We start from the raw sequence: 23,064 nt of genomic DNA, 5'->3' as shown, positions 1-23,064 counted from the left end.
TCTTTTTATTTTGCTACCCTATTGCTACCCAAAATATAAATTACTTACTAAAATTATAGAAAACTTTATATAATAGAAAGATTAGCGAAATACTTTATATTGGGGAACATTAGAAATTAATAGATAACATTAAGAAAATTTAAAATATTATTAATATAAGGTTCGATTCCCGACACCTCCACCAATTATCTACATTTTTTTAAAATCTCTTCTAAAGTACTTTTATATATTTTTGAATTTTTTTTATCTAAATTCATTGCTTTAAAAATTGCTTCTTTTGCATTGTTGCATTCTCTTAGATTTAAATATGTTAGTGCAAGGTTATTATAAACTAAAGGGTCATTTTCGATATTAATAATTTTTAGATAAATATTTTTTGCTTTTTTATACTTTTTAGATAGAAAATAGCAGTTTGCTAGGCCAAATAGTAGATCTTTATCATTAGGATATTTTTTTAAAAAATTAAGATATGCTTTGATTGCAAGAGCGTATTTTTTTGCATTTTCAAGCTCTACTGCAGTTCTTAAAAAATCTTTTTTTGAGATAAAATCCAAATCAAAATCATTTGGTACTATAAAAAGTGTCCAAAAATTAGCTTTTTTATGAAGATTATAAAAATTGTAAAAACTTAAAACTTCATATTTTTTTCTAGAATGCAGATAAATCTCTCTTTTTCTTAAATCATATCCACTTACCACTGCATAGTGCCACATTGGGTAGTTTTCAAAGGCAAGATTTAAAAGAACTAAAACAGGAATATTTTTATCTACTGCTTTTAATATTTCATCAATATTGGTTTTTTTTTCAAAATATAAAAGATTATAATCTCTTATAGCTGATTTTATCTCAATCTGATAAGCCCCTTTTTTAGAAGGAACATAGAGCCTTTTTATAATTTCATCATATTTTGGAATATCTTTAATATCTCCTTTTTTATGCCAATATTTTAATATCATTAAAACCGAAGCTGGTCCACAAAAATACTCTTTTTGAGAAACATAAGGAACATTAAGTATTTTTTTATTTTCTATATTTTTAGGAAGATTTGGAAGTTTATTTGAACATGATATAAAAAGGATGGGAATAAGAATTAAAAACCATCCTTTTTTTAGCATAATTTATTGAATAGGTTTTGTAAATGTAAATACTTTTGTGTATCCCAAAATATCTGTAATCAAAAGAACCAAAAATATTAAAACAATAGCACCAATTATTGCATTACCGCCAGCTGGCATATTATCTATATTTTTTGAAATCTTTTCAATCTCTTCATCACTCAAAGATGCAACTCTTTTTTGAGCATCTTTTGGATCAATTCCCATTGCTTCAAATTTTTTAATAACATCTTTTCTTTGCATAAATGCTTTTATTTTTTCTCTTTTTTGCTCTATATTAAAAAGATTTTTTTCAACAACTGCTTGCGTAGATACAAAGGAAGCATAAGTGGTATTTGTAAAAATAGATAAACCAATCATAGCTGATAAAACAATTTTTGAGAATTTGCTTTTCATATTAAATCCTTTATTTAGATTTTATAGATAAATGTTATCATATAAATAGTTAAAAATATTTAAAGGATTTATAATGCAAAATGTTTATGAATCTACCCATCCTCTTATAAAAGACCTGGTAAATAAAATAAGAGATATAAATTTAGATAGTAATCTTTTTAGAAAATATGTTGGAGCAATTGCGAAAATATTGCTATTTGAAGCATTAAAAAGTGAAAAGCTTGAAACAAGAGAGATTGAAACTTGGATAGGAAAAAAAGAGTTTGGATTTTTGCCAGAAGAAAATTATGTTTTTATACCTATACTTAGAGCTGGACTGCCTATGCTTGATGGAATTATAGAGATTATGCCTTTATCAAAGGCTGGTTTTTTAGCAATGAAAAGGGATGAAACAACATTTAAATCTATTTTATATTATAAAAGAGTACCAAATCTTGAAGGAAAAACTGCCATAATTTTAGATCCAATGGTGGCAACTGGTGGATCACTTCATGATGCTGTAGCAGAGATAAAAAAGGAAAAGCCAAAAAAAATTATAACTTTAAATGTTGTTGGTGTAAAAGAGGGGCTTTATTATGTCTCAAAATCACATCCTGATATTGATATTTATATCGCTCAAATTGATGAGAAATTAAATGATAAAAAATATATTATTCCAGGGATTGGAGATGCAGGAGATAGGGCTTTCAATACAGTTTAATTAAATTGGTATAAACATTAAGATATAATAAATAAAAAATAGATAAAAGAGGTTTTTTTGGAAAATAAAAAATTAAACTATCTTCTAAATATATTAAAAAATTCTAATGACCATATATTTATATTAAAACCTGATTTTACAATACTCTCTTTAAGTGAAAAAGTAAAAAATTTATTGGGATATTCTGCTGAGAATATTGTTAGAAAAAGTTTTTTAAATTTTTTAGATAAAAATAATAAATCCAAAATTGAAATTTGCTTAGATAAAATTGTAAAAAGTGATAATATAGTTGAATGCAATGTCAATTTTAAATTACAAAATGGAGCAAAAATAGAGACTCAAATAGAATCAATAAGATTTAAATTAAATTCGGAATGTTTGATTCTCATGAGAATTAAAAATGGCAAAAAAGATCTTAAAAATTTAATTGAAAAATCTATGCAACAAGAATTAGGAATAGAAGACTTTACCAAAAAAATAGAACAATATTTTAAGCTTATTCAAAAAGAAGCAAAAATCGGCATATGGGAGATAAGACTGGAAGATATGAAGGTGTACTGGAGTGATGAGATGTTTGAGATTTTAGGTCTAGATAAAAGAAAAGACACTCCAGAAATTCTTCCAAAAAGTGATATGGTAGCAATAGAGGATAAGATTTTTGTATCACATGTATTTGATAATTCAATAAAAGAAAAAGAAAATTATAAAATTACATATAGAATAAAAAAACCTAATGGAGAAACAAAATATCTTGATGAACATGCTATATACATTGATGATGAGGATGGTGCATATTTATTAGGTTTTGATATAGATGTAACAGATAGAGAAAAGTATCAAAAAAAACTATTAAAACAGAAAAGAATTGCTGAAGAGCTTAAAGCAAAAGCAGAACAAGCAAAAAAAGAGGCAGAAGAGGCAAATAGAGCAAGAAGTATATTTTTATCTAATATTTCACATGAAATTAGAACACTTTTAAATGCGATTTTAGGTTATTCTCAAATTTTAAAAAATGAAAGCTCACTTAATGATAGACAAAAAAGAATGGTTGAATCCATACTTATTGCAGGCGGTCATCTACTTGATTTGATAAATGATATTCTTGATATTACAAAAATGGAAATGGGAAAAAATAAAGTAAATTTAGTTGAGTTTAATTTAACAAATATGTTTAAAAGTCTTTTTCAAATTTTTAAAGTAAGAGCTGAAAATAAAAACATTGGCTGGAAAATTAAAGGTATGCCAAAAGAAGAACTTGTTGTTTATACTGATAAAACAAAACTTTTTCATATTTTATTAAATCTCATAGGCAATGCGATAAAGTTTACAGAGAAAGGAAAAGTGGAGCTTATTTTTAAATATAAAAATAATAATATTTGCTATTTTGAAGTAAAAGATACTGGAATTGGTATAGAAAAAGAGCTTTTAGAAAAGATTTTTGAGCCATTTATTCAAAATGAAGAGGGTTATAAAAGAGGAGGTACAGGGCTTGGTCTTGCGATAGCAAATAGTAATGTTAAGCTATTAGGAGGAAATTTAACAGTAGAATCAAAAGTAGGCGAAGGTACAAGATTTTTCTTTGAAATTCCTTGTGGAGAAATAAAAAAAGTAAAATTATTATCTGATGAGTCTTTTGATAATGGTTTAAATTTAAAAAATGGAAAAAAATTAAAAGTTTTAATTGCTGATGATATAGAAGATAATAGAATCGTACTAAAAGATATTTTAGAGCAAAAAGGTATAGAAGTTATTGAAGCAAAAGATGGAAATGAAGCAGTAGAGCTTTTTGAAAAAAATAGGCCAGATTTAATCTTCATGGATATAAAAATGCCAAATAAAAATGGTGTGGAAGCGGCTAAAGATATAAAAAATATCGATAAAAATGCTAAAATAGTTTCATTGTCCGCTTCTTCATTCTTTTATAAAAATAGCTATCTATATAATGTTTTTAATGATGATATAACCAAGCCTTTTCAAATATCTGATCTTGATAAAGTCTTTTTAAAATATTTTCCAGACCTTTTTGCAAAAGAGACAAAAAAAATTGGAAAAAAAGAGAAAAGCTTTGAAAAAATTGATGAAAATCTAAAAAATCAAATCATTTCATTAGCTCAGATAGGAAATATTTCTGAACTTAGAAAGTTAATAGATGAGATTGGAAATGATGAAATAAAAGAGACTTTAAGTAGATATCTTAGAAATTTTGAACTTGATAAAATTATTAAAGAATTAAAAAATGAAAGGCAAAAATGAATGAAAATGTACAGATAAAGCCAAAAATATTGCTGGTTGATGATACACCCGAAAACTTGGCACTTTTAATGGAAACTTTAGAACCTGTAGGGTATCAGATATTTGTTGCAACTTCAGGAGAAAAAGCCCTTGAAATAGCCCCAAAGATAAAGCCAGATTTGATTTTACTTGATATAATGATGCCAGGCATTGATGGCTATGAAACTTGTAAAAAAATCAAAGAAAATGTTGAACTTAAGGATATTCCAATTATTTTTCTATCTGCATTAAATAGTCCAGAAGATAAAGTTAAAGCTTTTGAAATTGGAGGAGTTGATTATATAAGTAAGCCTTTTAACCATTTGGAAGTTTTAGCAAGAGTAAAAACTCATCTTCATACAAGTAAAATGATACTTGCTATGAATGATTTGATAAAAAAAGCTTTTCATGAGATATATACTCCTTTAAGTGTTATAGATACTGCAGTTGAAATGCAGATTTTAGAATATGGCGATACAGAATATCTACAAAGTATTAAAGCTGCATCTCGCTCATTGCATACAGTTTATGAAGATATATACTATTCATTAAAAAAAGAGATATATAGTTTTGAACCAGAGCCTGTAAATATAAAAAATATGATAGAAAATAGAATTAAATATTTTAATGTTATTGCTAAAACAAAAGAGATGAATTTTAAAACAAAATATAATTCTAAAAATCCAGTTATTTATATAAATCCTACCGAATTACAAAGAATCTTAGATAATACAATCTCTAACGCATTAAAATATGGTGATGAAAAAAGTACTATAGATATAGAGCTTTTTGATAAAGATGATAGGGTATGCATATCTGTAACTGATAAAGGAAAAACTATAAAAAATCTTGATAAAATATTTAATATGCTATATAGAGAAGATGATAATGAGATTGGATTAGGTTTAGGTTTAGACATAGTTAGAATGATATGTAAAAAAAATGATGTATTAGTTGATGTAGATTCTCAAAATGGTTTAACTACTTTTGAATACTGTTTTAAAAGAGAAACTGAATGAGAATACTTTTGTTAGAAGATGACCATCTTTTAAGAAAACATATAAAAAAATATTTTGAATTAAAAGGTTATAAAGTTGATGCTTTTGCTGATGGAGAAGAGCTTTTAGATAACGCAAATCTTTATGATTATGATTTTTTTATATTGGATATAAATGTGCCAAATTATAATGGTTATGAGATTTTAGAGTATATAAAAAGCAAACATATAAATACCCCTGTTATTTTTATAAGTGCTTATTCAGATATTGAAAATATAAAAAAAGCTTTTAAAATGGGGGCAAGTGATTATATCAAAAAGCCCTTTGAGCTTGCCGAGTTAGAACTTAGAATGGAAAATATTTTATCAAAATTTCATAAAGAAGATAACATTAAAATAGATGAAGAGTGTGAATACAATTTTGATTCAAGAACTCTTTTTAAAAATAAAGAACCAGTTATTCTTTCAAAAAAACAGAATGATATTTTATATATTCTTTTAAAAAATAGAGGAAATGTTGTAACTTTTGACACAATTGCTGACTTTGTATATGGAGATGAATTAATTGATTATAAAACCATCTCGAGCCATATTAGAGATATTAGAAAAAAAATAGGTAATAAAATTATCCAAAATGTCAGAGGAGTAGGATATATTATAAAATAAGTTAAAAAAGATAATCATCTTCTATATTTGAAAAATTTTTATTTTTTGCTTTTTTTAATGCAAATAATGCTCTATTTATTATATTCCCCATATTTTCATCACTGCAAGATAATCCTCCATAAACAGTTGTAGTTATATTTTTTTCAAGGTAATGGATAAGATTTTCAGCTGCTTTATGGCCACCATTTTTAATATCTATATATCTAAATATAATTCCATAAAGATTTTTGTTTAGTTTTATAGAAGTGTCTGTTTTTCTAATATGAGCTTTTATTAAATGTAAGCAGTTTTTTTCTCTACACTCAATTATCAATAAACAAAAAGGGATTTTATATCTATAAAATTTATAATTTTCTATTTCCAAAATATCTTTTAATTTAGTAAAAATACTTTTTTCTTTTTCTAAAATCAGCATCATTTCTCCTTTATGCTATTTAAAAAAAGTATCAAATTTTCTAAATCAAAGCTATTAATATATTCAAAAAGCCTATTTTTTAAATTTTGATTTTCTATATTGGTTATCTCTTTTTTAAGATTTGTTATATTTCCCATTTTTGCTAAATTTATAATTTTTTCTTTTAATTTTTTTTCTATGGTAAATTTATTTGAAATATTTTCAATATTTTGTTTTTTATAATTTTCTTCACTCTTTTTAATTTCTTGTTTTTTTTCTATTGATGGTTTTAGTTTTATTTCAAAATAGAATTTGCTTCCTTTTCTTGGCTCAGATTCAAGTTTTAACTCCCCACCCATTAATTTTATATATTTGTATGCTATTGATAAACCAAGACCTTTACCTCCTCTTTCTTGCCCAGATTTTGCTTGTGTAAATATTTCAAATATGTTTTTTTGTTCCTCTTTTTCTATACCAATACCTGTATCAATTATAGAAAACTCATACACATTATTTTCTTTAGGAGTGATTATTAATTTTATCTCTCCAGAATCTGTATATTTAAAAGCATTACTTAAAAGATTTATCAAAACTCTAAAAAGTTTTTTCTTATCACCTTTAACAAAAGTCTCTTTTTTGGGTATTCCTATTACGTCCCATTTAAGTCCTTTTGATTTTGCTTTATCCTCATACATTTCCTTAATATTTTCTAAAAATTTTTTAAGATCAAAATTTTCTTCATTTATACCAATTTTCCCAGTTTCTATTTTTGATATTTCTATAATATCATCTAAAAGTTCAAGCAGATAGTTTCCATGTTTTAATATTTTATTTATTTTCTCTTTTTGAATCTCATCTAAATTTACATCTTTATTAAGAATTTGTGCATAACCAAGTATAGCATTTAAAGGTGTTCTTATATCATGGGATATATTTGAAATAAATATAGTTTTTGCTTTACTTGCAGCTTGTGCTTGCTTCTCTTTCTCTTTTAACTCTTCATTCAATTTTTCAAGTCTTTTTGTTCTATACTCTATCTTTTTTCTATAATTTTCAAAAATTGCATTAAGTTTATTAGAAAAAGCTAATGATAATAAAAGAGCAAGTAAAGAAAAGGATCCAAATATAAAAAGAAGTATTTTTATTTTCTCATTTAACTCTTTTTCAAGTTCTTTTTGTTTATCCAAAATCTTTTTTTGCAAATCATCCAGATAAATTCCTGCATAAACTATCCATCCCCAATCTTTTATAGATTTTGTGTATGTAAGTTTTTTTGCAATTTTGTTTGATGTTAATTTTCTGAAGTCATATGTCAAAAAACCACCTTGTTTGCCTATTTCTATAAGTTTTTCACCAATTTTTTTATACTTTTTATTGTCTGTTTTTAATATATTTGTACCTCTTTTTATAAAAGGATGACATAAAATATTTCCTTCAAAATCTATTACACCAAAATAACCCTCTTTGTTAAATCTCATATAATAAACTCTTTTTAAAATCTCTTGTTTTATATCTTTTTCTATATCATTTAAGGTTTCGCCAGTTCCTATTATCCAATTGAAAGGTTTAAAAAGTTTTACAAAGGCTATTTGCTCAAAAAGCTCTTTTTTATTTGGAGGAGTAACAAATATTTTTGTTATATATCCTTCATTTTGATTTAAAACAATATTTTTTGCCTCTTTTAATATATATCTTCCATTTGCATCTTTATAATCAATAATATTTTGATTTTCAATATTTGGATTAATTGGAAAAAGTACAGCAGTTCCATTTGTATCAACTATCCATAAGTAACTATAACCATTTCGCCATCTAATAGGAAGTAATGCATCTTTTATTCTTGATTTTATTTTTTTTGAATCTTCTAAATTTTTATATTTGTTGTATATATATGTGGCAATATCATTGGCTTGATAAACTCTATTTTTTATCTCATTTTTTAGTCTATATTCAGTTTGAGATTTATAGTAGTTTATATAGTCAACAACCCTATCAACTTCTGTTTTTAATCTTTTTCTATACTCTTCTTTAAATTCATTTTCTATATTTTTCGATTTGATTTTAAAATCGTTATACTCTTTTATTATTAAAATATATCCTATGGATATCATTAATAAAAATATAATAAATATATTACTTATAAAATTTAAAAGAGGAAGTTTTTCCTCATTAAAATATTTCATTTTATCCTCTAATTTTTATTTTATAAATGATATCCTATTTTTTCCCTCTTTTTTTGATTTATATAAAGCATTATCAGCTCTTTTAAAAAAATCTGTAAAATTTTCATTTTTTTTATACTCAGCCACCCCAAAACTACAGCTAATTTTCTCTTTTATATTTTTAATTTTTATTTTTTCAATATCACTATTTAATTTTCTTGCAAGATTGATTGAATTTTCAATATTTGTATTTGGAACAATTATTGCAAATTCATCACCACCGATTCTAGATAGGATATCAATTTTTCTAATATTAGACTTTACCGAATCAATTATTGATTTTAATACAATATCTCCTGTTAAATGCCCATATTTATCGTTTATATTTTTAAAATTATCTATATCGAATAAGATTAAAGATAAAGGTTCATTATATCTTTTTGCTCTTTCTATCTCTTTTTCTAATATGTTATTGAATTTTCTTTTGTTATATACTTGAGTTAATGGGTCTATCATTGATAAGTTTTCAAAAATTGTACATCTTTTTTTTAGGTATTCATTTAATTCTAACAAATCATCTACTTTTCTTTTAAATTCTGTTCTATCTTCGATGATTCCAGCAATACCTATAAGAATATTATCTTTTTTTATAGGAACAATTTTTATATGATAAAATTTATCTAAATAGTTATAATCAAATAATGCAGGTGTTTTATTTAAAACAACATATCTTTCAGTTTTTTTTAATTTGTATGCAAAATCATAATCAAAAATATCAAAATCATCTATTTTTTTAATATCTGATACTTTTTCTAAAAAAATTTTTTTAAATTTATTATTGAACCATATATATCTAAAATTTAAATCTTTTATATAAATAAGCTCATTACAAAAATCAAATATCTCCATAAAAACTTCACTATTCAAAAGTTCATTTTTAGAAATAGGAGCGGTTTTTTTCTTTGTCATTTGCCCATTTTTTGTAAAAGAATCAGGAGGTCTTTTAAAAGAGAGCCTTTGAAAGAAGTATCGGATTTCATCCAGAAGAGAATTGCCAAGATTTTGGCTGTTTGTTATAGAAGAGTTTGTGAAATGGGCAAATTGTTCCATAACCGCTCCTTTAATCGTATATTTAATTGTAAATAAAAAGATTGCAGATAAATTGCAGAAAATTTTGTATATACATTAAAATAAATAATATATTTTTTACAAAAAAAATAATTTTTAAAAATTAATTTGAAAAATATATATTTCTGCAATTTATCTGCAATCTTCTTTGCAATAATTTCAATGTGAGGGTTGAAAGACCTAAAAAACAGAAGGAGGATGAGATGAGAGGAAGAAAGATTTTAGCGGCTGCATTATTAGCTGGAATGGTATCTTCACCAATGGTAATGGCGGAAGTATTAAGCGATGATGCATTAGGTGGAGTTAGTGCTCAAGGTTTTCAAGTTGCTGCTCAAGTAGCTGGTGGAAGTGAACAAAATATAAATAATGACTCAGTTCAATTAAACGATAATGCTCAAATTGGTGCAGCTGGAATGGCTGTAACAAACAGTGCTTCAAGTGCAGTTAACGTTGGACAAAATGTTGCAGGTGTTACAGATACTTTTAGTTGGGGTGAAATAAGCCAGACTAACAGACAAAATGCTGAAAATTCTGAGGCAAGCGGTCAATTAGCTGGACAGCTTGATGTTGATTACAGCTTATGGTTTGGTATTTTAGCTGATGTACAAAATATCAATAACGGATCAGCTCAGTTAAATGACAATGCACAAGAGAGTGTTGCTGGAATGGCTGTAACAAATGCAGCAAGCAGTGCGGCAAATGTTGGACAAAATGTTGCTGGATTAGTTAATAGCACTGATGTTATGGATACTCATGATGTAACACAAGTAAATTCTCAAACTGCTGTTCAAGATGGAGTAAATGGTCAACTTGCTCTTCAAGCTGATGTAGATGTAAATATAGATACATGGTGGTGGGGAAGTTATGATTTTGATAGACAAAATATAAATAATGGATCAGTTCAATTAAATGACAATGCACAAGCATTTGCAAGAGGAATGGCTCTTACAAATAGCGCTTCAAGTGCTGCTAATGTTGGTCAAAATGTTCTTGGTGTTGTTGATAGCAGCGTAGATGATATAGAACAAAGAAACAGACAATATGCTGAAAACAATGGAATTAATGCTCAATTAGCTGCTCAAGGCGATGTTGATGTACAAGTATATGCTTTCAATGTTGATTTAGATAGACAAAATATCAATAATGGTTCTACTCAATTAAATGATAATGCTCAATTTAATGCAGCTGGAATGGCAATAACAAATGCAGCAAGCAGTGCGGCAAATGTTGGACAAAATGTTGTTGGAGTAGTTGATTCTACAACTCAAGCTATTCCAAATGATATAACTCAAAAAAATCATCAAGAAGCTGTAAATTATGGAGTTAACGGTCAAGGTGGATTACAAGTTGACCTTGATGTTGATGACCCAGGTATAAGCATTGATATTGATAGACAAAATATGAATAACGGATCTGTTCAATTAAATGATGCTGCACAAATGTTTGTTAGAGGAATGGCTGTAACAAACAGTGCTTCAAGTGCAGTTAACGTTGGACAAAATGTTGCAGGCATTATCGATAGCAGTGGTGGTGATGTTACTCAAGTAAATAATCAATATGCAGAAGATGGAAGCATAAATGGACAACTTGGACTTGAGATAAATGTTGATACAGATATCTTGTTTGATCTAAATTATGGCGAAGTTCATGCAAATAATGGTTCTGTTCAACTAAATGATAATGCACAAGCAAATGCAATGGGAATGGCTCTAACAAATGCGGCTGGATCTGCAGTTAATGTTGGTCAAAATGTTATGGGATTAGTAAATGGATATAGCGGAACATTGACTCAAACAAATATCCAAACTGCAGTTAACTATTAATAGCTAAGGGGACTCCCCTTGGCTCAAAGGAGGGAAAACATGAGAAAGCTAATAGCCTCCATAATAACTGCAGCAATATGTATAATAGGTGCAAATGCTGGCAGTATAGAATTGGCAAATGATAATGAGCTAGAGAGTGTTTCAGCTCAAGGTTTTGTTATGAATTTTCAAACAATAGATAGTGCTATAAATAGTGCTTCTTTGCCAAGTAGTAATGGTGGAGTAAGTACAGATTTTGTACAGATAAATGCAAGACATTTTAATATGCTAGATTCGCTAATGATAAGCGGGAATGCACAACAAAATGCATTTGTACCAGTAAATGCTGTCAATTCTGCAGTGAATGTTCCTATAAATATAGTTATAGTATTAAATTCACATTTAGGTGGCGGCATAAATGTAAACAATATACTAAATGCTGCAGTTAAATAATAAAGCAGAAGTCCTATCTTCTGCTTTATATCTTCATTTAACTTCATTTTAAAATTCTTAAAATTTAATATCAAAATACTTATTTCTATTCTTACTTCCATTATTTAAATTAATTTATAAACTGCAATTTATCTGCAATCTTCTTTGCAATAATTTCAATGTGAGGGTTGAAAGACCTAAAAAACAGAAGGAGGATGAGATGAGAGGAAGAAAGATTTTAGCGGCTGCATTATTAGCTGGAATGGTATCTTCACCAATGGTAATGGCGGAAGTATTAAGCGATGATGCATTAGGTGGAGTTAGTGCTCAAGGTTTTCAAGTTGCTGCTCAAGTAGCTGGTGGAAGTGAACAAAATATAAATAATGACTCAGTTCAATTAAACGATAATGCTCAAATTGGTGCAGCTGGAATGGCTGTAACAAACAGTGCTTCAAGTGCAGTTAACGTTGGACAAAATGTTGCAGGTGTTACAGATACTTTTAGTTGGGGTGAAATAAGCCAGACTAACAGACAAAATGCTGAAAATTCTGAGGCAAGCGGTCAATTAGCTGGACAGCTTGATGTTGATTACAGCTTATGGTTTGGTATTTTAGCTGATGTACAAAATATCAATAACGGATCAGCTCAGTTAAATGACAATGCACAAGAGAGTGTTGCTGGAATGGCTGTAACAAATGCAGCAAGCAGTGCGGCAAATGTTGGACAAAATGTTGCTGGATTAGTTAATAGCACTGATGTTATGGATACTCATGATGTAACACAAGTAAATTCTCAAACTGCTGTTCAAGATGGAGTAAATGGTCAACTTGCTCTTCAAGCTGATGTAGATGTAAATATAGATACATGGTGGTGGGGAAGTTATGATTTTGATAGACAAAATATAAATAATGGATCAGTTCAATTAAATGACAATGCACAAGCATTTGCAAGAGGAATGGCTCTTACAAATAGCGCTTCAAGTGCTGCTAATGTTGGTCAAAATGTTCTTGGTGTTGTTGATAGCAGCGTAGATGATATAGAACAAAGAAACAGACAATATGCTGAAAACAATGGAATTAATGCTCAATTAGCTGCTCAAGGCGATGTTGATGTACAAGTATATGCTTTCAATGTTGATTTAGATAGACAAAATATCAATAATGGTTCTACTCAATTAAATGATAATGCTCAATTTAATGCAGCTGGAATGGCAATAACAAATGCAGCAAGCAGTGCGGCAAATGTTGGACAAAATGTTGTTGGAGTAGTTGATTCTACAACTCAAGCTATTCCAAATGATATAACTCAAAAAAATCATCAAGAAGCTGTAAATTATGGAGTTAACGGTCAAGGTGGATTACAAGTTGACCTTGATGTTGATGACCCAGGTATAAGCATTGATATTGATAGACAAAATATGAATAACGGATCTGTTCAATTAAATGATGCTGCACAAATGTTTGTTAGAGGAATGGCTGTAACAAACAGTGCTTCAAGTGCAGTTAACGTTGGACAAAATGTTGCAGGCATTATCGATAGCAGTGGTGGTGATGTTACTCAAGTAAATAATCAATATGCAGAAGATGGAAGCATAAATGGACAACTTGGACTTGAGATAAATGTTGATACAGATATCTTGTTTGATCTAAATTATGGCGAAGTTCATGCAAATAATGGTTCTGTTCAACTAAATGATAATGCACAAGCAAATGCAATGGGAATGGCTCTAACAAATGCGGCTGGATCTGCAGTTAATGTTGGTCAAAATGTTATGGGATTAGTAAATGGATATAGCGGAACATTGACTCAAACAAATATCCAAACTGCAGTTAACTATTAATAGCTAAGGGGACTCCCCTTGGCTTTATAAGGAGATAAATATGCTCAGATTTCTAAAACTAATTTTATTTTTAGCTATTTTAACAGGTAGTATTAATGCATCTACTAAATATTTTGCTGTTTCATTTGGTAATGGTGGATTTACATCCTATAAAGTAATAGATAATATATGTTATGGATATTTGATCAAAATCAAAAATAAAAAAGATGTTATGAAAGTTTTAAACAGAGCCTTAACTGCTTCTATTCAAAAAGTTAGAAAAGTTTATTCTAAAAAAGCTGACGGATATATAAATATTAGATTTAAATGGGGCAATTATGAAAAAGGTGTGATTTTATATCAAGTTTGTGGAGATGTTGTTAAATCTTCAAAAAAATAAAGGTATGACATGAGAAAGCTAATAGCCTCCATAATAACTGCAGCAATATGTATAATAGGTGCAAATGCTGGCAGTATAGAGTTGGCAAATGATAATGAGCTAGAGAGTATTTCAGCTCAAGGTTTTGTTATGAATTTTCAAACAATAGATAGTGCTATAAATAGTGCTTCTTTGCCAAGTAGTAATGGTGGAGTAAGTACAGATTTTGTACAGATAAATGCAAGACATTTTAATATGCTAGATTCGCTAATGATAAGCGGGAATGCACAACAAAATGCATTTGTACCAGTAAATGCTGTCAATTCTGCAGTGAATGTTCCTATAAATATAGTTATAGTATTAAATTCACATTTAGGTGGCGGCATAAATGTAAATAATATACTAAATGCTGCAGTTAAATGATAAAGCAGAAGTCCTATCTTCTGCAATATTTCTGCATTTTTTATGTATATAATATAAAAAAATAAAAGGTGGCCATTATGAGAGAATTTTTAAAGGCTATTATAATACTCTTTTTCATTATAAACATAGGAAATGCAGAAAATAAAAAACTTAAACATGCAACAGTACCAGTTTACATAAATACAGGTTTTGGCTCAATAATGATAAGGCCAAAAGTTAAATCTCAAGATGAGATAAAATCAAAAAATGTTATAAAACAGAAATTTGATTTTAGCTGCGGTTCTGCCACTTGCGCTACACTTTTTAATTTTTACCTAAATGATCCAATAAGTGAAAAAGAAGCAGTTGAAGGATTGTTTAAATATGGAAATAAGAGAAATATTATAAAAAATAGAGGATTTTCTCTTTTAGATATTAAAAAATTTGCTAATGCGAAAGGTTATAAAGTTTTAGGATATAAAACAGATATTGAGGGCCTTGTTGAACTTGGAAAACCAGCTATAGTAGCAATAGTACTTGGGAAATATAAACATTTTGTTGTCTTTAGAGGAGTATATAAAGGTAGAGTTTTTTTAGCTGATCCAGCTTTAGGAAATACTATAGTATCAATAAGTGAATTTAAAAAAATATGGTTTAGAAATATTGCACTTATAATAGAACCAAAAAGTAAAAAAATAGATAATAAACTTAAAATAAGTAAAGAAGATGAAATAATGGTCAATTCAGAAAAATTAAGAAGTTTACTATTAAATCAGCAGATTCAAATGTTTAGGTCCCCTAAAGAGTTTTAATTTAAGAATTAAAAAATTTTATTTAGGTTAAAATATGTAAAATCTTAATTAAGGGAGATTATATGGGGATAAAAAAGTTTGCAGTTATATTAGTTTCATCTTTATTGCTCACTAGTTCTTTATTTGCTTCGGAACCAACTAAAAAAGAGCTAAAAGAGGCATTAAAAAAAGAGTCTCAGCCAAAAGAGGTTTTAAGCCAGTTTGAAAGAGACTATATACTATTAAAAAAGGGTCAAAAAGAGTTTGAAAATAACTTCTCTTGGACATATAACTCTGCAAATCAGATTTTTCTAGCAAGTTTTGCAATACTTGATCCAGTATTTTTAACAGTTGGTGAATTTGGTGTAGAAAATATTAGAAGACACATTTTTAGTGACACTATGACACTAAGATATGGATTTTTGGATAATCTTCAAGGTGAGATATCTGTACCTATAATATATAGACATGATAGATATTCAAAAATTGGTACAACAGGTTCTGGTAATGAAGAAGAGGAAAAAACACAAGATCAATTTGGTCTGGGTGATATTAGTGTAGGACTTAGTTATCAGCCAATAAGAGAAACAGATACTAGACCTGCAGTTATTACAAATTTGAGTTTTAAATTTAAAAATGGAAAAAGCCCATTTGATATCGATGTTGATGAAAATGGTGAGATGCAAGATCTCCCTTTAGGAAGCGGTTATTATGCAGTCAAGTTTGGTGTAAATCTTGCAAAAACAATAGATCCAGTTGTTGTTTTTGGTGGTATTTCTTATGCATATAATATAAAAGAGAATGTTGATAAAACATATTATATAGATGATGATAAAAATGCTTCTACCCCACCTAAAAAACATGGGTTAGAAAAAGTTGATGCTGGCGATACCATCTCTATAGTTATGGGATTTTCTTATGCGGTTTCTTACAATTTTTCTCTTGGCTTTCAATTTCAAGATGATTTGACAATGTCAACTTATATTTGGACTGCTGAAGAGGGGAAAAAGAAAGTTACAAATACAAACTTAAATTCTGGTATATTTAAATTAACAGCTGGTTGGGCACTATCTGAAAATAGTTCATTAAACTTCAATCTTGGAATGGGTCTAACTTCGGATGCACCAGATTTTGTATTTGAAGTGAGATATCCTATAAGATTTTAATCGGCTTTTGCCGGTTAAATCGGTATATAAACCTTATCTATCATCTCTTTATATTCATCTATTAAATTGCTATCTATTGTTATCCCGCCTCCGCTCTTATAAATGTATCCAGCTTTATCTTTTTCAATATATCTTATCATAACAGCACTATCAAGATTTTCTCCATCATATATGCCAAAAACTCCTGTAAAAAAGCCTCTTTTATATCCTTCAACCTCTTTTATAATTTCTACTGTTTTTCTTTTTGGTGTTCCGCTGATACTTCCAGCAGGCAGTAGTTTTTTAAGTAAACTCCCAAGATTTTCTCTCCAGTTTTTTTGAAGCTCTCCTTCTATTTCACTACTAACTTGTAAAAGCTCTTTTTCACCAGCTTTTATCTTTTCAATATATCTAAATCTTTTAACTTTTACATTTTTTGAAACCATAGATAGATCATTTCTAAGCAGATCTACAACCATTATATGCTCTGCCATCTCTTTTTCATTGTTTAAAATCTTTTTTTTGGCATTTGGTAGTTTTGCATCTATTGTTCCTTTCATAGGATATGTATAAATTTTGTTATTTTCTATTTTTATAAATCTCTCTGGAGAGAAGCAGACAAATCTATCTTTAAAATATAATTTAAATCTTGCTTTTGAAGCATAAAATATATCTAAAAGATCTGCATTTATCTTAATTTTTGTTGGAAAGGTGAGATTTAATAGATATGTATTTCCCTTTTTTATCTCTTCTTGAACTTTGAAAAAAGCTTTTTTATATTTTTCACAATCTATTGACTCTTTTTTTAAAATTTTTGGTTTTGTTTTAATATTTTTTGATGAGAAATTTTTAATATCTTCTATTTGAAAATAGATATCTTTTAAAGAGTCTATCTCTTCAGCAAAAATATTTTTACCTTCAAAATCAATAACAAATAAAAAAGGTATCTTTTTTGAAGCTAAAAAAGAGATCTTATCCATTTTCCATTATTAGCTTTTTCAAAACTGCCATTCTAACTGCAACACCATTTTTTACCTGTTCTAATACTTTGCATCTAGGATCAGCCAAAACCTCATCGCTAATATCAATGTTTCTGTGAACAGGTCCAGGATGAAGGATAATAATATCTTTATCTTTTATTAAATCTTTTGTTATACAAAAATCGCTTGCATAATCTTTCAAACTTGCATAAAAAGGGAGTTTATGTCTTTCTGTTTGAGTTCTAAGACTCATAATCACATCCACTTCATCTATAATTTTTTTTAAAGAGTAGCTCATCTTTACATCATCTCTTTTTGGCAGAAAATGAGGCGGTGCTACCAGTGTTATATCCATACCAAATCTTTTAAGTAAAGATATATTAGAGTTTGCAACTCGAGAATTTTTAATATCTCCAACTATAGCTATTTTTCTGTTTTTTACATCGCCTAAATATTTTTTTATTGTAAAAAGATCTAAAAGAGCCTGAGTTGGATGAGCATGAGCTCCATCACCGCCATTAATCAAAGAACAGTTTACATACTTTGCCAAAATATTTGGAACTCCAGCATGAGCATGTCTCACAACTATTGCATTTGGTCCCATTGCATCAAGATTTGCTGCAGTATCATATAAAGTTTCTCCTTTTTTTGTAGAGCTTCTTGATACATCCAAACTTACAACTTCAGCTCCAAGCCTTTTTGCTGCCACTTCAAAAGAGCTTCTTGTTCTTGTAGAGCTTTCAAAAAATATAGTAATTATAAGCTTGTTTTTTAATAAGCTTTTTGGTTTTTTAATAAGAAAATCTTTTGCATCATCAAATATCTCTTCAATCTCTTCTTTTGTTAGATCTCCCGTTTGTAAAAGATGTTTTGCCAAAAATTACTCCTGTTTGGAAATTGCAATATTTTATAATAAAATATGTTAAATATAGTTTACCAAAAGGAGCTCAAATGAAAAAGTTTGCTTTAATGGTTATGATGATATTTGCAGTATCTAGTTTTGCTGAAATATTTTCATATACTGAATATCTCCCTGTATATAAAAGTGAAAAAATATATAGAATCATAACAAAAAGAGTTCCTTATCAAGAGTGCTGGGAAGAAGAAGTTCCTGTATCTGAAAGTGGCAATGAGGGAACAGTTGGAGCATTAATAGGTGGCGTTGCTGGAGGGATTTTAGGTCATCAGATAGGAAAAGGAAGTGGAAAAACTGCTGCAACTATAGGTGGTGCTATTGTTGGAACAATTGTTGGGAAATCTTTGGCTGAAAGACAGGCAAGACCAGGCTATCAGATAGTTAAAAGATGTAGAACAAGATATCAAGAGAGCAAAGAGAGAATAATTGAATATAAAAATTATGCAACATTTAATGGACAAGAGATAGTAAAATATAGCTCAACTCCGCTAAAAGAGATAAAAGTAAGAGTAACTATTGAATATTAATTGAGTAGTTGAGTAGTTTAACTACTCAACTATTTTAACCACTCAACTATTTTAACTACTCAACAATCTCTCCAATATCTTTTTTCTATCATTTTGCAATATTAAAATTTCTTCAAAATAGTCTTTATAAAAAGGGAAAGTAACTTCATAAAAACTATCTTTATCTTCATATAAATTTACACACCATTCAAAATTGATATCCCTTCTTTTTAATGCCTCTATAGATAATAAAGTATCATTAATACAGCCAAGACGGCTTGGAGTTACCAAAAGAGTAGTTGAATCAAATATTTTTATTAAATCAATCATAAAAATATCTTTTTCTACAGGTACCATTAATCCACCAGCGCCTTCAATAAATAAAACATCGCACTCTTTTTCTAAAATGTCTATTTTTTCAAGTAAAAAATCTATGTCAATTTTGATATCTTTTTTAGCCACATATGGGGCTGCTGGAAGAGTAAATCTATATGGAACTATGTCCCCTACCATAAATTTCCTAAAATTATTATTAAACTCTTGACATTTTTCTAAAAGTTTGGTACCATCATTACAAATTTGCGCTACTCCCGTTTCGATTGGCTTAAAAACTCCGGCTTTGATACCTAAAGTTTCACACTCTTGTAAAAGAGATAATGTGGTAAATGTTTTACCAATGCCGGTGTTTGTAGCTGTAATAAAAACTCTTTTGCTCATATTAGACCTTTGCCTTTTTATGGAATTTTAACAAAATAGGTGGCAAATAGTTTTAAAGTATGCTATTATAAAATAATAAATATTGAGTATAGAGGTTAAAATTGGCAGTAAAAAAAGATACACAAACAAAAGAGATAACAAAAACAAAGGAGCCAAAACTCTATAAAGTATTTTTATTAAATGATGATTATACAACTATGGATTTTGTAGTAGAGATTTTATGCGATATTTTTCATAAAAGTTATGAAGAAGCTGTACAGATTATGTTACTTGTTCATAAAAACGGCAAAGGTCTTTGCGGAGTATATACATATGAAATAGCGGAAACAAAGATTGATGAGGTTCATAGACGAGCCCGTGCAAACGATTTTCCGTTAAAGGCAATAATGGAGGAATTATGATGATAAGTAATGAATTAAACACAATTTTTAAAGAAGCAGTAAAACTTGCTAAACAAAACAGACATGAATATTTAACTGTTGAACATATCTTTTTAGCACTTCTCTCAAATAAAGAGGGGCAAAGAATATTGAAAAATGTTGGTGCAAATATTGAAATTTTAAAAGAAAAATTAGAAGAGCATTTAAAAAATACACTTAAGCCTTTGCCAGCCGATGTTGTTAGAGAGCCATTTGAGACAGTTGCTCTATCACGTGTTATAGAAAATATGATTAGACACATTCAAAGTGCAGAAAAGAAAGAGGCAACAGTTGGTGATCTGTTAGCAGCTATTTTTGATGAGGAGCACTCATATAGTGTATATCTTTTAAAAGAGCAAGGTATTAAAAAAGTTGATATTTTAGAAGCTATTTCTCATCCTGTACATGAGGGTGAAGTTGTTGAACAAGAGGAAGAGGAAGAAGAAACATATCTTGGAAAATTTACACAAAACCTTGTAAAAGAAGCAAAAAAAGGAAAAATTGATCCAGTTATTGGAAGAGATAAAGAGATTGAAAGAGTATTGCAAATTTTATGTAGAAGAAAGAAAAACAATCCTCTTTTAGTGGGTGAGCCAGGAGTTGGAAAAACAGCAATTGCAGAGGGGATAGCTATAAAAATTGCAAATAATGAGATACCAGATGTTTTAAGAGGAGCAACACTTTACTCTCTTGATATGGGCTCACTTCTTGCAGGAACAAAATATAGAGGTGATTTTGAGAAAAGATTGAAAGGTGTTTTAGAGGAGTTAAAGCAGAAAAAAAACTCGATTGTTTTTATTGACGAGATTCATACTCTTGTGGGAGCAGGTGCAACTCAAGGTGGAAGTATGGATGCATCAAACCTGTTAAAACCAGCTCTGGCAAGCGGAGCGATAAAATGTATTGGTGCAACTACATACTCTGAATTTAGAAACTTTTTGGAAAAAGATAGAGCTTTGAGCCGAAGATTTGCAAAAGTTGATGTGAAAGAGCCAGACCTTGAGACAAGTTTTAAAATATTAAAAGGTTTAAAAGAAAAATATGAAAAACATCATAATGTGAGATATACGATAAATGCTTTGAGAAGCGCAGTTGAACTGTCAGATAAATATATCAATGATAGACAGCTACCTGATAAAGCAATAGATCTTATAGATGAGGTGGGAGCGAGTTTTCATCTAAGAAAGAAAAAAAGAAGTGTTGTAACTTCAAATGATATTGAAGATGTAATAGCGAGAATGCTAAATCTTCCACCAGCTAGAGTTACAAAAGATGATATTGAAATTTTGGAAAATCTTGAAGAAAGATTACAAAAAGGTGTTCTTGGACAAAAAGAGGCAATTGATAGAATATCAATGGCTATAAAAAGAAGTAGAGCTGGACTAAATCCTCCAAATAAACCAATTGGTTCATTTTTATTTGTTGGACCAACTGGTGTTGGAAAAACTGAATTAGCACGTGAGTTGGCAAGAACACTTGGTGTTCATTTTGAAAGATTTGATATGAGTGAATATATGGAAAAACATGCTGTATCAAGACTAATAGGTGCGCCTCCTGGATATGTGGGCTATGAAGAAGGTGGATTATTAACTGAAACAATTAGAAAGCATCCTCATACAGTATTGCTTTTAGATGAGATTGAAAAAGCTCATCCAGATCTTATAAATATTTTGTTGCAGGTAATGGATAATGCAACACTTACTGATAATTATGGAAATGTTGCAGATTTTAAACATGTAATTCTTATAATGACATCAAATGTTGGTGCAACTGAAGCAAATGTTATGGGATTTAAAAAAGAGTCTGTAAGCAAATTTGATGAGGCTTTGAAACAGTTTTTTACACCTGAATTTAGAAATAGACTTGATGCAATAATTAGATTTAAGCCATTGAGCTTGGATATTGTTGAAGGAATAGTTGATAAATTTATAAATGAGCTAAATGAGCAGCTTGAATCAAAAAATATAGTTATAAAATTGACAAAAAGAGCAAAAAAATATCTTGCTCAAAAAGGATATAGCGAAGAGCTTGGTGCAAGACCTCTTGCAAGACTAATAAGTGATGAGATAAAAACTCCGCTGACAAATGAGATACTATTTGGTAAATTAAAACATGGCGGAGAAGTTACTATAGATACAAAAAAAGAAAAACTTGAATTTAAAATCAAATGAGAGAATTGATAATATCAAAAATTGATAAATACTCCTATATTTTCCCCGATCCAAGATACTCCTCCAAAGAAGGCCTTGTAGCCTTTGGAGGAGATTTAAGCCCCAATAGATTACTAAGTGCATATAAAAAAGGAATTTTTCCTTGGTATAGTGAAGGCGATCCAATTCTATGGTGGTCTCCAGATCCAAGATTTGTTTTATATCCAGATAGTCTTAAAATATCAAGAAGTCTTAAAAAAACTCTCAAAAAAAATATTTTTGAAATAAAAGTTGATACGAATTTTTATGAGGTTATTAAAAACTGCTCTCAGATTAAAAGAAAAAATCAAGAAGGAACATGGATATTACCTGAAATCATTGAAGCTTTTGTAAATCTTCATGAGATGGGTTTTGCTCACTCCATTGAAGTTTATAAAGATAGTGAGTTAGTTGGAGGGCTTTATGGAATTAGTCTTGGGGCTGCTTTTTTTGGAGAATCCATGTTTAGCAAAGTGAGTGATGCAAGCAAAGTTGCTCTTGTAAAACTTGTAGAGATTTCAAAAAAGTTTGAATTTGATTTTATTGATTGTCAAATACCAAGTGATCATCTAAAAAGAATGGGTGCTATTGAAATAGATAGAAATAGATTTTTAGATGAACTTGAAATTGCAATGCAAAAACCCGGAAAAGTAGGGAAATGGAATTAGTCATTAGTCATTGGTATATTAGTTATTAGTTATTGGGAAAAAGCAGGTAAGCAGCGAAGCTGTGAAGCTG

The 23,064-nt window shown here is 28.8% G+C and carries 23 protein-coding genes; 15 read left to right on the top strand and 8 right to left on the bottom strand.

Features of this window, described 5'->3' with window-relative positions; translation table 11 throughout:
* Positions 1-185 precede the first annotated feature (185 nt).
* Positions 186-1,115, bottom strand: a complete 930-nt coding sequence (locus QML81_RS01340; protein WP_281951393.1) for a PA2778 family cysteine peptidase — start codon at positions 1,113-1,115, stop codon at positions 186-188.
* Between the two features lie 3 nt (positions 1,116-1,118).
* A complete protein-coding gene (locus QML81_RS01335; protein WP_281951392.1) occupies positions 1,119-1,511 on the bottom strand; it encodes a PA2779 family protein in 393 nt (130 codons plus the stop codon).
* Positions 1,512-1,584: 73 nt separating this feature from the next.
* Here QML81_RS01335 and upp point away from each other — a divergent pair, with 73 nt between their 5' ends.
* Genes upp through QML81_RS01315 form a run of 4 tightly spaced genes read left to right on the top strand, consistent with a single transcriptional unit; the run spans position 1,585 to position 6,145 of the window.
* Positions 1,585-2,211: a uracil phosphoribosyltransferase gene (upp, locus tag QML81_RS01330; protein WP_281951391.1), complete on the top strand. Its 627-nt coding sequence runs from the start codon at positions 1,585-1,587 to the stop codon at positions 2,209-2,211.
* A 57-nt stretch (positions 2,212-2,268) separates the two neighbouring features.
* On the top strand, positions 2,269-4,464 hold the full coding sequence (locus QML81_RS01325) for a PAS domain-containing hybrid sensor histidine kinase/response regulator (RefSeq protein WP_281951390.1): 2,196 nt from the start codon (positions 2,269-2,271) through the stop codon (positions 4,462-4,464).
* Positions 4,461-5,501 (top strand): ATP-binding response regulator, encoded by a 1,041-nt coding sequence (locus tag QML81_RS01320; protein ID WP_281951389.1) that lies wholly within the window; start codon positions 4,461-4,463, stop codon positions 5,499-5,501. The genes QML81_RS01325 and QML81_RS01320 overlap by 4 nt, the downstream gene beginning before the upstream one ends.
* A complete protein-coding gene (locus QML81_RS01315; protein ID WP_281951388.1) occupies positions 5,498-6,145 on the top strand; it encodes a response regulator transcription factor in 648 nt (215 codons plus the stop codon). Before QML81_RS01320 ends, QML81_RS01315 begins: the two co-directional genes overlap by 4 nt.
* Position 6,146: 1 nt before the next feature.
* On the opposite strand, the gene QML81_RS01310 is transcribed toward QML81_RS01315, so the two are convergent.
* The 3 genes from QML81_RS01310 to QML81_RS01300 are packed head-to-tail and all read right to left on the bottom strand — an operon-like array spanning position 6,147 to position 9,811.
* Positions 6,147-6,560, bottom strand: a complete 414-nt coding sequence (locus QML81_RS01310) for a hypothetical protein (RefSeq protein ID WP_281951387.1) — start codon at positions 6,558-6,560, stop codon at positions 6,147-6,149.
* Complete coding sequence (locus QML81_RS01305) at positions 6,560-8,722, bottom strand: cache domain-containing protein (protein ID WP_281951386.1); 2,163 nt, start codon at positions 8,720-8,722, stop codon at positions 6,560-6,562. Before QML81_RS01305 ends, QML81_RS01310 begins: the two co-directional genes overlap by 1 nt.
* Positions 8,723-8,737: 15 nt before the next feature.
* On the bottom strand, positions 8,738-9,811 hold the full coding sequence (locus tag QML81_RS01300) for a sensor domain-containing diguanylate cyclase (protein WP_281951385.1): 1,074 nt from the start codon (positions 9,809-9,811) through the stop codon (positions 8,738-8,740).
* Positions 9,812-10,032: 221 nt separating this feature from the next.
* Here QML81_RS01300 and QML81_RS01295 point away from each other — a divergent pair, with 221 nt between their 5' ends.
* The 7 genes from QML81_RS01295 (at position 10,033) to QML81_RS01265 (ending at position 16,620) form a co-directional block, all read left to right on the top strand.
* A complete protein-coding gene (locus QML81_RS01295) occupies positions 10,033-11,652 on the top strand; it encodes a hypothetical protein (protein WP_281951383.1) in 1,620 nt (539 codons plus the stop codon).
* A gap of 39 nt (positions 11,653-11,691) precedes the next feature.
* A complete protein-coding gene (locus QML81_RS01290) occupies positions 11,692-12,084 on the top strand; it encodes a hypothetical protein (RefSeq protein ID WP_281951384.1) in 393 nt (130 codons plus the stop codon).
* Positions 12,085-12,283: 199 nt separating this feature from the next.
* Entirely contained in the window at positions 12,284-13,903 is a 1,620-nt protein-coding gene (locus QML81_RS01285) for a hypothetical protein (protein WP_281951383.1), read from the top strand.
* A gap of 40 nt (positions 13,904-13,943) precedes the next feature.
* On the top strand, positions 13,944-14,282 hold the full coding sequence (locus tag QML81_RS01280) for a hypothetical protein (RefSeq protein WP_281951382.1): 339 nt from the start codon (positions 13,944-13,946) through the stop codon (positions 14,280-14,282).
* Positions 14,283-14,291: 9 nt separating this feature from the next.
* Complete coding sequence (locus QML81_RS01275; RefSeq protein WP_281951381.1) at positions 14,292-14,684, top strand: hypothetical protein; 393 nt, start codon at positions 14,292-14,294, stop codon at positions 14,682-14,684.
* Positions 14,685-14,761: 77 nt separating this feature from the next.
* Positions 14,762-15,475 carry a C39 family peptidase gene (locus QML81_RS01270; protein WP_281951380.1) on the top strand — a complete coding sequence of 238 codons (714 nt, stop codon included), beginning with the start codon at positions 14,762-14,764 and terminating at the stop codon, positions 15,473-15,475.
* A 62-nt stretch (positions 15,476-15,537) separates the two neighbouring features.
* Positions 15,538-16,620 carry a transporter gene (locus QML81_RS01265; protein WP_281951379.1) on the top strand — a complete coding sequence of 361 codons (1,083 nt, stop codon included), beginning with the start codon at positions 15,538-15,540 and terminating at the stop codon, positions 16,618-16,620.
* Positions 16,621-16,634: 14 nt separating this feature from the next.
* Here QML81_RS01265 and QML81_RS01260 read toward each other — a convergent pair whose 3' ends face one another.
* Both QML81_RS01260 and QML81_RS01255 read right to left on the bottom strand, forming a co-directional pair.
* Positions 16,635-17,579, bottom strand: a complete 945-nt coding sequence (locus QML81_RS01260; protein WP_281951378.1) for an aminodeoxychorismate synthase component I — start codon at positions 17,577-17,579, stop codon at positions 16,635-16,637.
* Positions 17,572-18,456 carry an aspartate carbamoyltransferase catalytic subunit gene (locus QML81_RS01255; RefSeq protein WP_281951377.1) on the bottom strand — a complete coding sequence of 295 codons (885 nt, stop codon included), beginning with the start codon at positions 18,454-18,456 and terminating at the stop codon, positions 17,572-17,574. Before QML81_RS01255 ends, QML81_RS01260 begins: the two co-directional genes overlap by 8 nt.
* A 74-nt stretch (positions 18,457-18,530) precedes the next feature.
* Between QML81_RS01255 and QML81_RS01250 the strand changes: the two genes are divergently transcribed.
* Positions 18,531-19,022: a glycine zipper 2TM domain-containing protein gene (locus tag QML81_RS01250; protein ID WP_281951376.1), complete on the top strand. Its 492-nt coding sequence runs from the start codon at positions 18,531-18,533 to the stop codon at positions 19,020-19,022.
* A 51-nt stretch (positions 19,023-19,073) separates the two neighbouring features.
* Here QML81_RS01250 and bioD read toward each other — a convergent pair whose 3' ends face one another.
* Positions 19,074-19,718, bottom strand: a complete 645-nt coding sequence (gene bioD / locus QML81_RS01245) for a dethiobiotin synthase (protein ID WP_281951375.1) — start codon at positions 19,716-19,718, stop codon at positions 19,074-19,076.
* A 101-nt stretch (positions 19,719-19,819) separates the two neighbouring features.
* On the opposite strand from bioD, the gene clpS reads away from it, so the two are divergent.
* From clpS to aat, 3 genes are read left to right on the top strand one after another with little or no spacing between them, the layout of a single operon-like run.
* A complete protein-coding gene (gene clpS / locus QML81_RS01240; RefSeq protein WP_281951374.1) occupies positions 19,820-20,119 on the top strand; it encodes an ATP-dependent Clp protease adapter ClpS in 300 nt (99 codons plus the stop codon).
* Positions 20,119-22,308, top strand: coding sequence for an ATP-dependent Clp protease ATP-binding subunit ClpA (clpA, locus tag QML81_RS01235; protein ID WP_345741149.1), 2,190 nt, complete (start codon positions 20,119-20,121; stop codon positions 22,306-22,308). The genes clpS and clpA overlap by 1 nt, the downstream gene beginning before the upstream one ends.
* Entirely contained in the window at positions 22,305-22,994 is a 690-nt protein-coding gene (gene aat, locus QML81_RS01230; RefSeq protein WP_345741144.1) for a leucyl/phenylalanyl-tRNA--protein transferase, read from the top strand. Before clpA ends, aat begins: the two co-directional genes overlap by 4 nt.
* The last annotated feature ends 70 nt before the right edge of the window (positions 22,995-23,064 follow it).

This window comes from Nitrosophilus kaiyonis (assembly GCF_027943725.1).
In the GTDB taxonomy this organism is placed as follows: Bacteria; Campylobacterota; Campylobacteria; order Campylobacterales; family Nitratiruptoraceae; genus Nitrosophilus_A; species Nitrosophilus_A kaiyonis.
Note: the sequence above shows the minus strand (reverse complement) of the source record. Positions and strands in the feature narration are given on the sequence as shown.

Excerpts from the sequence above, each read along its gene's own strand:
- QML81_RS01340 (WP_281951393.1), bottom strand. The coding sequence starts at position 1,115 with ATGCTAAAAAAAGGATGGTTTTTAATTCTTATTCCCATCCTTTTTATA.
- QML81_RS01335 (WP_281951392.1), bottom strand. The coding sequence starts at position 1,511 with ATGAAAAGCAAATTCTCAAAAATTGTTTTATCAGCTATGATTGGTTTA.
- upp (WP_281951391.1), top strand. The coding sequence starts at position 1,585 with ATGCAAAATGTTTATGAATCTACCCATCCTCTTATAAAAGACCTGGTA.
- QML81_RS01320 (WP_281951389.1), top strand. The coding sequence starts at position 4,461 with ATGAATGAAAATGTACAGATAAAGCCAAAAATATTGCTGGTTGATGAT.
- QML81_RS01315 (WP_281951388.1), top strand. The coding sequence starts at position 5,498 with ATGAGAATACTTTTGTTAGAAGATGACCATCTTTTAAGAAAACATATA.
- QML81_RS01310 (WP_281951387.1), bottom strand. The coding sequence starts at position 6,560 with ATGCTGATTTTAGAAAAAGAAAAAAGTATTTTTACTAAATTAAAAGAT.
- QML81_RS01305 (WP_281951386.1), bottom strand. The coding sequence starts at position 8,722 with ATGAAATATTTTAATGAGGAAAAACTTCCTCTTTTAAATTTTATAAGT.
- QML81_RS01300 (WP_281951385.1), bottom strand. The coding sequence starts at position 9,811 with ATGGAACAATTTGCCCATTTCACAAACTCTTCTATAACAAACAGCCAA.
- QML81_RS01295 (WP_281951383.1), top strand. The coding sequence starts at position 10,033 with ATGAGAGGAAGAAAGATTTTAGCGGCTGCATTATTAGCTGGAATGGTA.
- QML81_RS01290 (WP_281951384.1), top strand. The coding sequence starts at position 11,692 with ATGAGAAAGCTAATAGCCTCCATAATAACTGCAGCAATATGTATAATA.
- QML81_RS01285 (WP_281951383.1), top strand. The coding sequence starts at position 12,284 with ATGAGAGGAAGAAAGATTTTAGCGGCTGCATTATTAGCTGGAATGGTA.
- QML81_RS01280 (WP_281951382.1), top strand. The coding sequence starts at position 13,944 with ATGCTCAGATTTCTAAAACTAATTTTATTTTTAGCTATTTTAACAGGT.
- QML81_RS01275 (WP_281951381.1), top strand. The coding sequence starts at position 14,292 with ATGAGAAAGCTAATAGCCTCCATAATAACTGCAGCAATATGTATAATA.
- QML81_RS01270 (WP_281951380.1), top strand. The coding sequence starts at position 14,762 with ATGAGAGAATTTTTAAAGGCTATTATAATACTCTTTTTCATTATAAAC.
- QML81_RS01265 (WP_281951379.1), top strand. The coding sequence starts at position 15,538 with ATGGGGATAAAAAAGTTTGCAGTTATATTAGTTTCATCTTTATTGCTC.
- QML81_RS01260 (WP_281951378.1), bottom strand. The coding sequence starts at position 17,579 with ATGGATAAGATCTCTTTTTTAGCTTCAAAAAAGATACCTTTTTTATTT.
- QML81_RS01250 (WP_281951376.1), top strand. The coding sequence starts at position 18,531 with ATGAAAAAGTTTGCTTTAATGGTTATGATGATATTTGCAGTATCTAGT.
- bioD (WP_281951375.1), bottom strand. The coding sequence starts at position 19,718 with ATGAGCAAAAGAGTTTTTATTACAGCTACAAACACCGGCATTGGTAAA.
- clpA (WP_345741149.1), top strand. The coding sequence starts at position 20,119 with ATGATAAGTAATGAATTAAACACAATTTTTAAAGAAGCAGTAAAACTT.
- aat (WP_345741144.1), top strand. The coding sequence starts at position 22,305 with ATGAGAGAATTGATAATATCAAAAATTGATAAATACTCCTATATTTTC.